3 protein-coding genes are annotated in these 3,335 nt (G+C 56.6%); 2 read left to right on the forward strand and 1 reads right to left on the reverse strand.

The window, feature by feature from the left end; translation table 11 throughout:
• Positions 1–165: cupin domain-containing protein (locus tag ACR1XU_RS23060; protein WP_480915714.1), on the reverse strand; the 165-nt coding region annotated here is incomplete at its 3' end.
• A 247-nt stretch (positions 166–412) separates the two neighbouring features.
• Here ACR1XU_RS23060 and ACR1XU_RS23065 point away from each other — a divergent pair.
• The gene (locus ACR1XU_RS23065; protein ID WP_480425708.1) at positions 413–1,798 is read left to right on the forward strand and encodes an IS1182 family transposase; all 1,386 of its coding nucleotides are present in this window, start codon (positions 413–415) and stop codon (positions 1,796–1,798) included.
• Positions 1,799–1,949: 151 nt separating this feature from the next.
• On the forward strand, positions 1,950–3,335 hold the full coding sequence (locus tag ACR1XU_RS23070) for an IS1182 family transposase (protein WP_170437437.1): 1,386 nt from the start codon (positions 1,950–1,952) through the stop codon (positions 3,333–3,335).

The following is a 3,335-nucleotide window of genomic DNA, read 5'->3' on the forward strand; positions in this document are numbered from 1 at the left end:
GCCTTCGACGGTCACAAGGCAGTTACCGCGATGGGCAAAGTGAAACCGGGCCACGTTCTCGTAACTCGGTACGGCGACGCCCCAGGGTTTGGTGAACGATGTACGGAAGTACAGCGTCCCGCGCATCGACAGGCTGGTCAGTATGTGGCTTAGAAGATCAAGCATTGTTTCTGTCTAAGCCGTTAGTTTCGAATGTACAGCTCTGTGAACGATCTGCACAGTTCTTTGAATGCTTTGCGACAACTTAGTACAGCGGGTAACCACTTGTCCTGGTTGGAACTCACGGCCCAGAGCCGACATCCAACCCACTGCCTAAATGCTGCCGTCGCAGCCCGTATTCTGTTGAAAAACTCTGTCTTGATCGAAGGCCATCTGGCTGATTCAATTCTCTTATTGAATGGGAGTTTGGATGATGATGGGACCAAAACAGGAAACTCAGGCTGAGCTGTTCTATGAGTTCTCCCTGGAGGAACATGTCCCGGACAATCATCTGCTGCGGTCGATTGATCGATTTGTTGACCTGAGTAGTATCCGCAATCATTTGGCGGATTTTTACAGTCATACTGGTCGCCCTTCCGTCGATCCCGAGTTGCTGATCCGCATGCTGCTGGTGGGCTATTGCTTTGGCATCCGGTCGGAACGGCGGTTGTGCGAAGAAGTGCACCTGAACCTTGCGTATCGCTGGTTCTGTCGCCTCGATCTGACTGATCGAGTGCCGGATCACTCTACCTTTTCCAAGAACCGCCATGGTCGGTTCCGCGAGAGTGAACTCTTGCGGCACGTGTTCGAAACGACAGTGGCGCGGTGCATCGCAGAAGGTTTGGTCAGCGGCCAGCGTATGGCGATTGATGCCAGCTTGATTGAGGCAGAAGCGACCAAGCAGTATTCAGCGTCACAAGAAGAATGGGATGCTGCACAGATCGATGCCAAGACCGCACCGCGCGCTGTTCGGGAATATCTGGAAACCCTGGATGAGGCCGCGTTTGGTGCTGCCTCGCCAGTCAAGCCTAAGTTCATTTCATATTCGGACCCTGCCAGCCAATGGACAGCGGCGCACAAGGCACCAGCCTTCTTTGCTTACTCTGATAACTACCTCGTTGATACAGATCACAGCGTGATTGTGGATGTGGAAGCGACCAGATCCATCCGGCAAGCCGAAGTGGGGTCGACAAAGACGATGCTGGACCGGGTGAAGGACAAGTTCGACCTCGTCCCCGACTGGATGATCGCCGATACCGCCTACGGCTCAGGCCCGATGCTCGGCTGGCTCGTGGATCGCAAGATCGATCCTTACATCCCGGTCATCGACAAGGCCGGACGCCCCGACGGCACCTGGACACGCACAGACTTCGAATGGGACGCTGAGCATGATCAATATATCTGCCCAGAGGGTCACGCGCTTAAACAGTTCCGCCGGAATTACTCTGATCCAAACCGGGGGCCGTCGGGCAAGGGCACAGCCCGCTATCGCGCCTTGAAAGAAGTCTGCCAGGTATGTCCGTCCAAACAAAGATGCTGCCCCAACGCTGATGCACGCAAAATCACCCGCGAAGAGCACGAAGATGCGCGCCAGGTCGCCAGAGATCTGGCCAAAACTGAAGAGTACCAGATTGCGATGAAGCTCAGAAAGAAAGTTGAGATGCTCTTCGCCCACCTCAAGCGCATCCTAGGCCTTGGACGGCTCCGATTACGTGGACCGTGCGGCGCAAATGACGAATTCCTCCTCGCCGCCACCGCCCAGAACCTCCGCAAACTGGCCAAGATCTTTCCCGCACCGCAGCAAACACGTAAAGCCTGATCAGAAAGGCACTCGCGCTCGGTTCAGCACACCACTTTCTGCGTCCGCAACACGTTGTTTTTCCACAGAATCGGCGTATTTCGTTGAAAAACTCTTGGTTGATTGAGTGGTAAGTCGCTGATTCAATTCGTCCTGTAGGGAGGAATTGGCGATGATGGGACCGAGGCAGGAAGCGCAGGCGGCGTTGTTCTACGAGTTCTCGCTGGAAGATCATGTCCCGCAAGATCACCTGCTGCGCTCGATTGATCGGTTCGTCGATCTTGGCAGCATCCGGTCGCATCTGGCGGAGTTCTACAGCCATACTGGACGCCCCTCGGTTGACCCCGAGTTGCTTATCCGAATGCTACTCGTGGGCTACTGCTTCGGGATCCGGTCCGAGCGGCGGCTTTGTGAAGAGGTTCATCTGAACCTAGCCTATCGGTGGTTCTGTCGGCTCGATCTGAACGACCGTGTGCCGGATCATTCCACATTCTCGAAGAACCGGCATGGGCGGTTCCGCGAAAGCGAACTGCTGCGCTACCTGTTCGAGATGACCGTGGCACACAGCATTGAGGAAGGCCTCGTCAGCGGTCAGCGTATGGCCATCGATGCAAGCTTGATCGAAGCCGATGCCAACAAGCAGAACTCAACGCCGAAGGAAGAGTGGGACGCCTCAACCGTTGATCCGACCGACGCGCCCCGCGCCGTCCGCGAGTATCTCGACACGCTGGACGAGGCTGCGTTCGGCGCTGCCAGCGAGGTTCAGCCCAAGTTCACATCGCATTCCGATCCGGCGAGCCAATGGACCGCAGCCCGCAAAGGCCCTGCATTCTTTAGCTATTCCGACAACTACCTGATCGATACAGATCACGGAGTTATCATCGACGTCGAAGCCACCAGATCAATCCGTCAGGCTGAGGTCGGATCGACCAAGACCATGTTGAACCGAGTAAAGGAACGGTTCGATCTGCATCCGGAGAGACTAATCGCGGACACCGCCTATGGCACCGGCCCACTTCTGGGCTGGCTGGTTGATCGCAAGATTGCGCCGCATATCCCGGTGTTCGACAAGTCCGGTCGCAATGACGGCACCTGGACCCGCGCCGACTTCGAATGGGATGCTGAGAATGACCAATACATCTGTCCCGAAGGTCACGCCCTCAAGCAGTTCCGCCGCAACTACTCAGACCCCAACCGCGGTCCGACGGGCAAGGGCACCGCTCGCTATCGCGCTCTGAAAGAGGTCTGTCAGGTCTGCCCATCGAAAACCAAGTGCTGCCCCAACGCGGATGCCCGCAAGATCAGCCGCGAAGAAACAGAAGACGCCCGCCAGGTGGCTCGAGACATTGCCAAGACCCGCCAGTACGACATCTCAATGAAGCTCAGAAAGAAGGTGGAAATGCTCTTCGCCCACCTCAAACGCATTCTCGGCCTGGGTCGGCTCCGATTACGTGGCCCATGCGGCGCAAACGACGAATTCCTCCTCGCCGCCACCGCCCAGAACCTCCGCAAACTGGCCAAGATCTTTCCCGCACCGCAGCAAACACGTAAAGCCTGA

This window comes from Ruegeria sp. D1(2025), assembly GCF_056536425.1.

What these genes read in the sequence shown, in the direction of transcription:
- ACR1XU_RS23065 (WP_480425708.1), top strand. Translation starts at nt 413, where the DNA reads ATGATGGGACCAAAACAGGAAACTCAGGCTGAGCTGTTCTATGAGTTC.
- ACR1XU_RS23070 (WP_170437437.1), top strand. Translation starts at nt 1,950, where the DNA reads ATGATGGGACCGAGGCAGGAAGCGCAGGCGGCGTTGTTCTACGAGTTC.